Source organism: Bradyrhizobium sp. R2.2-H (assembly GCF_004346455.1).
Lineage (GTDB): Bacteria > Pseudomonadota > Alphaproteobacteria > Rhizobiales > Xanthobacteraceae > Bradyrhizobium > Bradyrhizobium diversitatis.
Genome location: NZ_SMBR01000010.1, coordinates 281,109 through 287,294, shown reverse-complemented (window position 1 = coordinate 287,294; position 6,186 = coordinate 281,109). Strand labels below are relative to the sequence as shown.

At 64.0% G+C, this 6,186-nt stretch carries 4 protein-coding genes; 2 read left to right on the top strand and 2 right to left on the bottom strand.

The genetic code is table 11. The annotated features are described in order from the left end of the window. Positions 1 to 315 precede the first annotated feature (315 nt). Together EDE08_RS26075 and EDE08_RS26070 are read right to left on the bottom strand one after the other, a co-directional pair. Positions 316 to 1,527 (bottom strand): acyl-CoA dehydrogenase family protein, encoded by a 1,212-nt coding sequence (locus EDE08_RS26075; protein WP_131871392.1) that lies wholly within the window; start codon positions 1,525 to 1,527, stop codon positions 316 to 318. A 54-nt stretch (positions 1,528 to 1,581) separates the two neighbouring features. Then, on the bottom strand, positions 1,582 to 3,207 hold the full coding sequence (locus tag EDE08_RS26070; protein WP_131871393.1) for a long-chain fatty acid--CoA ligase: 1,626 nt from the start codon (positions 3,205 to 3,207) through the stop codon (positions 1,582 to 1,584). A 178-nt stretch (positions 3,208 to 3,385) separates the two neighbouring features. Here EDE08_RS26070 and EDE08_RS26065 point away from each other — a divergent pair, with 178 nt between their 5' ends. Next, positions 3,386 to 5,239, top strand: a complete 1,854-nt coding sequence (locus tag EDE08_RS26065; protein WP_131871394.1) for a flavin-containing monooxygenase — start codon at positions 3,386 to 3,388, stop codon at positions 5,237 to 5,239. Between the two features lie 36 nt (positions 5,240 to 5,275). Next, positions 5,276 to 6,094 carry a lytic murein transglycosylase gene (locus EDE08_RS26060; RefSeq protein WP_131871395.1) on the top strand — a complete coding sequence of 273 codons (819 nt, stop codon included), beginning with the start codon at positions 5,276 to 5,278 and terminating at the stop codon, positions 6,092 to 6,094. Positions 6,095 to 6,186: the final 92 nt, after the last annotated feature.

Here is a 6,186-nt window from a genome sequence, read left to right as displayed (position 1 = left end):
GCGCTGCGCTAGCGCAGCGCCGCAGCGGACCGAACCATGAACGACTGTTACCTATCCATCCGGTCTGGTTTGTTACCCATCCATCCGCTGGACATCCGCTCGTAGACAAAAGCTAGCTCGGGTGAGGGGTATGTCTCCGCGCGCGAAACTCTAAATTCGTGCGTGCGGATGGATACCCCTCATCCGGCGCGATAGCCGAAGCTCTGCTTCGGCGTTCTCAAGAACGGCGGCCGCAAGCCGCCTATGCCACCTTCTCCCACAAGGGGAGAAGGAAGAAAGTCGCCGTCGCCGGTTAGCGAAACAGACAATGCCCAGCTACGCGTTCGAGTATTTCTTCAGCTCGAACCGTGCGATCTGGTTGCGGTGAACCTCATCCGGCCCGTCGGCAAGCCGCAGCAGGCGGGCGGTGGCGTAGGCCTGGGTCAAGCCGAAATCGTTCGAGGTCCCGCCGCCGCCATGGGCCTGGATCGCCCAGTCGATGATCTGGCAGGCCATGTTGGGCACGGCGACCTTGATCATGGCGATCTCGGCCTTCGCCACCTTGTTGCCGACCGTGTCCATCGCGTGGGCGGCATTCAGCGTCAGCAGCCGGGCCTGCTCGATCATGATGCGGGATTCCGCGATGCGCTCCTGCGTCACCGTCTGCTCCGAGACCGGCTTGCCGAAGGCGACCCGGCTGCGCACGCGGCGGCACATCTTCTCCAGCGTGCGCTCGGCCAGGCCGATCAGGCGCATGCAGTGATGAATGCGGCCGGGCCCGAGGCGGCCCTGGGCGATCTCGAAACCGCGGCCCTCGCCGAGCAGCATGTTCTCCTTGGGCACGCGCACATTGGTGAACACCACTTCGGAGGCGCGGTCGGGCACGCCGTAGAAGCCGAACACGGGCAGGGGACGCTTGACCTCGATTCCGGGCGTGTCCATTGGCACCAAAATCATCGATTGCTGCTTGTGGCGGTCAGGATTGTCGGGATCGGTCTTGCCCATGAAGATGCAGATCTTGCAGCGCGGGTCGGTCGCATTCGTCGTGTACCATTTGCGGCCGTTGATGACGTAATGGTCGCCGTCGCGCACGATCGAGCTCTCGATGTTGGTCGCATCCGACGAGGCGACCGCCGGCTCGGTCATGGCGAAGCAGGAGCGGATCTCGCCTGCGAGCAGCGGCTTCAGCCAGCGCTCCTTGTCCTTCTCGGTGCCGTAGCGCTCCAGTACCTCCATGTTGCCGGTGTCGGGAGCCGAGCAGTTGAACACCTCGGGCGCGAGGTGCGAGCGCCCCATCACCTCGCAGAGCGGGGCATACTCGAGATTGGAAAGACCCGCGCCGTGGCTGGACTCCGGCAGGAACAGATTCCAGAGCCCCTCGGCGCGCGCCAGCGGCTTCAGCTCCTCGACCACGGGATAGACCTTCCACGGCCCGAGCTCCTCGGCCTCGCGATAGAAGCGCTCCTCGTTCGGATAGATGTGCCGGTCCATGAAGCTTTCGAGCTTGCGCTTGAGCTCGATGACTTTGGGTGACATCGGGTAGAGCATCGTTCGTCTCCTGGATCGAGGGCGGCGCGGACTTCCGCGCGAACATGCGTCGCGTCACGCGACGCGGTATTCCCTGAACTTCTCGCGCAGAGCGGCTTTCAGTACCTTGCCGGTGCCGGTCATCGGGAATTCGTCCAGGAACTCCACAGCGTCCGGCATCCACCAGCTCGCGATCTTTGGGCGCATATGGTCGAGCAGCGTCTTGCCGTCGACGGTCGCGCCCTTCTTGCGGACGACGAGGAGCAGGGGACGCTCCTGCCATTTTTCGTGCGCGATCGCGACGACGGCAGCTTGCAGCACGTCGGGGTGAGACAAGGCGATGTCCTCGAGCTGGATCGACGAGATCCATTCGCCGCCGGACTTGATCACGTCCTTGGAGCGGTCGGTCAACGTCACGTGACCCTGCGGGTCGATCACCGCCATGTCGCCGGTGATCAGCCAGCCGTCGCGATCGAGGCCTTCCTCCAACTTCATGTAACCGGATGCGACCCAGGGGCCACGGGCGCGCAGATGACCGACGGTCTTGCCGTCGCGCGGCAACTCGTTGCCGGCATCGTCGACGATGCGCAATGCGGTACCGAAACAGGCGCGTCCCGAGACTTGGCGCCGGTCGAATTTCTCCGTCTCGCTGAGGAGCTCCGAGCCGGGACGCAAGCCCGGCATCGAGCAGCCCAAGGCCTCGGTCATGCCCCAGGCCTGAATATAGTCGATGCCATAGTCCCGCTTCAGCTTCTCGACCATCGCGCGCGGCGGCGCCGAACCGGACGACAACGTTGCGCGCAACGTGGAGAACTTGTTGCCGGTGCGGCCGAGCCAGTCGAGCAGGATCAGCCAGAAGCTCGGTACGCCCGCCGACAGCGTGACCTTCTCGCCCTCGAGCAATTCATAGAGCTTGTCGGGCTCGTAGTTGCGGCCGGGCAGCACCAGCTTCGAGCCGGTATAGGGCGCGGTGAACGGCATGTTCCAGCCATTGCCGTGGAAGAGGGGCGCCATCGGCATCATCACCTCGCGCACGCCCTCGACATGGCCCGGCAGGAAATCGAAATTGCAGCAGGTCATGGTCTGCAGGATGGCGGCGCGGTGCGAATAGATCACGCCCTTGGGATTGCCGGTCGTGCCCGAGGTGTAGCAGATGGTCGAGGCGGACTTCTCGTCGAACTCCGGCCAGGCGAAGCCGGCCTCGTTCTCGCGTCCCAGAAGCTCCTCGTAACAATGGACGTTCGCGAGCTTGGTCTCGGGCATGCGCTCGCGCGAGGACATCACGACATAAGCCTCGATCGTCTTGAGCTGCGGCGCGATCGCCTCGACGAGCGGCAGGGTGGCGCGGTCGATGAACAACAGTCGGTCTTCGGCATGATTGATAATGTAGACGAGCTGTTCGGGAAACAGCCGCGGGTTGACGGTGTGCAGCACGTAGCCCATGCCCGGCGCCGCGTAGAACATCTCGAAATGACGATGGGTGTTCCAGGCCAGCGTGCCGACGCGGTCGCCGGGATTCATGCCGAGCCTCTTGAGCGCCAGCGCCATGCGCTTGATGCGGGGATGGGCGTCCGCATAGCTGTAGCGATGGATGTCGCCTTCGATCTCGCGCGCGACGATCTCGGCTTCGCCGTGATAGTCGGCTGCGTATTGGATCAGGCCGCTGATCAGAAGCGGCATGTCCATCATCAATCCCTGCATGGTCTCCTCCAGATCGCCGCGTCGTTGCACGGCGCAGGCTTGTGATTTGCGCGCGAGGTTAGCGGAACGCCACGCGGCGTTCACGCGAAAAACAGCGAGCATGATTGCATGCGGCACTTTTTCAGAGCTAACGTGAGGTGAGCTGCCGGCGAAGCAGCGTTCGCGGTGGAGGAGATGAATGTCAGCGGAAAGACACAAGACCGGCACAACCGGCGCATCTACGGTCGATGTTTCCGCGCTCCGTGCTCGCTATCGCGACGAGCGCGACCGTCGTCTGCGCGCCGAGGGCAAGGCGCAGTATGTCGAGGTCACAGGCGAATTCGGTCGCTATCTCGACGACCCCTGGGCCGATCCCGGATTTGCGCGCGCCGCCGTCAGCGAGGCGACTGAAGTGCTCATCGTCGGTGGCGGCTTCGGCGGTCTGTTGTGTGGTGCGCGGTTGCGCGATGCCGGCATCGAGGATTTTCGTATCGTGGAAAAGGCCGCCGACTTCGGCGGCACCTGGTACTGGAATCGTTATCCCGGCGCCGCCTGCGATACCGAGAGCTACATCTATCTGCCGCTTCTGGAAGAGACCGGCTACATGCCGGTGCGCAAATACGCACGCGCTCCCGAGATCTACGAGCATTCGCGCCGCATCGGCCGTCATTTCGGGCTCTATGAGCGCGCGCTGTTTCAGACCGTCATCTCGCGGGTGGCTTGGCAAGAGCAGGAGGCGCGCTGGCTGGTCGAGACCGATCGGGGCGATCGCATCCGCGCGCGCTTCGTCATTCTGGCAGGCGGTCCGCTGAGCCGCCCGAAGCTGCCGGGCATTCCCGGCATCGAGACGTTCAAGGGCCACAGCTTTCATACCAGCCGATGGGATTACGGCTACACCGGCGGCGATGCGGACGGCGGCCTGACCGGTCTCGCCGACAAGCGCGTCGGCATCATCGGCACCGGCGCCACCGCCGTGCAATGTGTGCCGCATCTCGGCCGTTCGGCGAAGGAGCTCTATGTCTTCCAGCGCACGCCGTCTGCGATCGGCGTTCGCGACGACCGTCCGACGGATCGGGCCTGGGCGCAGAGCCTCAAGCCGGGCTGGCAGCGCGAACGCATGGACAATTTTACGGCTGTGATTTCAGGCGAGCCGTTCGATCAGGATCTGGTGCAGGATGGCTGGACCGGATTGCTCGGCGAGATCCTGCTGGCGCCGCGTCGTCAGCCCCAGCCGGTGACCTCGATGGACGAGGCCCTGAGGGTGATCGAGCAGGCCGATTACCGCAAGATGGAGGAGATCCGCGCCCGCGTCGACGCGGTGGTCGAGGACGAGGCGACCGCGGCTGCGCTCAAGCCCTGGTACAAGGCATTCTGCAAGCGGCCGTGCTTCCACGACGAATATCTCGATACCTTCAATCGCCCCAACGTGCATCTCGTCGACACCCAAGGGCAGGGCGTCGAGCGCATCACGGAGAATGCCGTCGTCGTCGACGGCAAGGCCTACGAGCTCGACTGCCTGATCTATGCCAGCGGCTTTGAGGTCGGCACCGACTACGCGCGCCGTATGGGCTTCGAGGTGTATGGCCGCGACGGCATGAGCCTGTCCGAGCGGTGGCGCGACGGCGTCAAGACGCTGCACGGCTTCTATAGCCGCGGCTTCCCGAACTGCTTCCTGATCGTCACGGTGCAGGCCGGTCAGAGCGCCAATTTTCCGCACATTATCGACGAACAATCGCAGCACATCGCCTATGTCATCAAGGAGGCCCGAGACCGTAAGGCGCGCACCCTGGAGCCGACGCTTGCCGCCGAGAACGCCTGGGTCGACGAGGTCGTCAGGGCCGCACTCGGCCGCCAGACCTATCTCGCCGAATGCACGCCGGGCTACTACAACAACGAAGGCGTGTTCGATCCGATCGCGGCAAGAAACAGCCAATATTGGCGCGGGCCGATGGCATTCCTGCGGCTGCTCGACAAATGGCGCAAGGAGGGCGATCTGGAAGGCCTCGAATTGTCCTATGATCCGGCCATGGAGTCGGCGCGTTCAACCGGTTAAGATGGCGCGGCCGAGCGGTACAGGACGGAGATTGGTATGACCAGGGGCAGGGTTGTTGCGGGAGCGGTTTTGGGCGCAATGACGCTGCTCGGTTGCCTGGCCTCCCCGGCTGAGGCTGCGCAATGCGGCAGCTCGCCGGCGGGTTTCGAGGCCTGGAAACGCGAATTCAGCGCGGAGGCGCAGGGCAAGGGCGTCGGCCCCACTGCACTCTCGGCCCTGATGCAGACGAACTATGCCAGCGCCACCATCGCGGCCGACCGCGGCCAGCGCAGCTTCTCGCTGACGCTCGACCAGTTCCTCGCCAAGCGCGGCGCCACCACCATCGTTGCCAAGGGACGGCAGCTCAAGCAGTCGCATGCCGCCTTGTTCGCCTCGATCGAGCAGCGCTATGGCGTCCCGCCGGGACCCCTGATCGCGATCTGGGGCATGGAGACCGGCTTCGGCAGTCAGCGCGGCAATCAGAACATGCTGTCGTCGATCGCGACGCTTGCCTATGACTGCCGGCGGCCCGAATTCTTCACCGACCAGCTCTATGCCGCCTTGAAGCTGATCGACCGCGGTACGCTGTCGGGATCGACCCGCGGCTCCATGCATGGCGAAGTCGGTCAGACCCAGTTCATGCCCAAGAGCATTCTGGCCTACGGCACCGGCAACCTCGAAGTTGCCGCCAATGCGCTTAGTTCGACCGCGAATTTCCTCAAAGCCCATGGCTGGCGCGCGGGAGCCGGGTACCAGCCCGGCGAGCCGAATTTTGCCGCGATCGAGGCTTGGAATGCTGCAGGCGTCTATCAGAAGGCAATCGCGCTGATGGGCCGGCAGATCGACGAGGGCGGAGGCGCCGCCGCTTCGCGCTGAAGCATGATCCGGAGGAGTGTGCAGCGGTTTTTCGAAAAGATCATGCTTAAACAAGAGCCTAGAACGCGATGACAATCTCGTCTCGTCTTGGG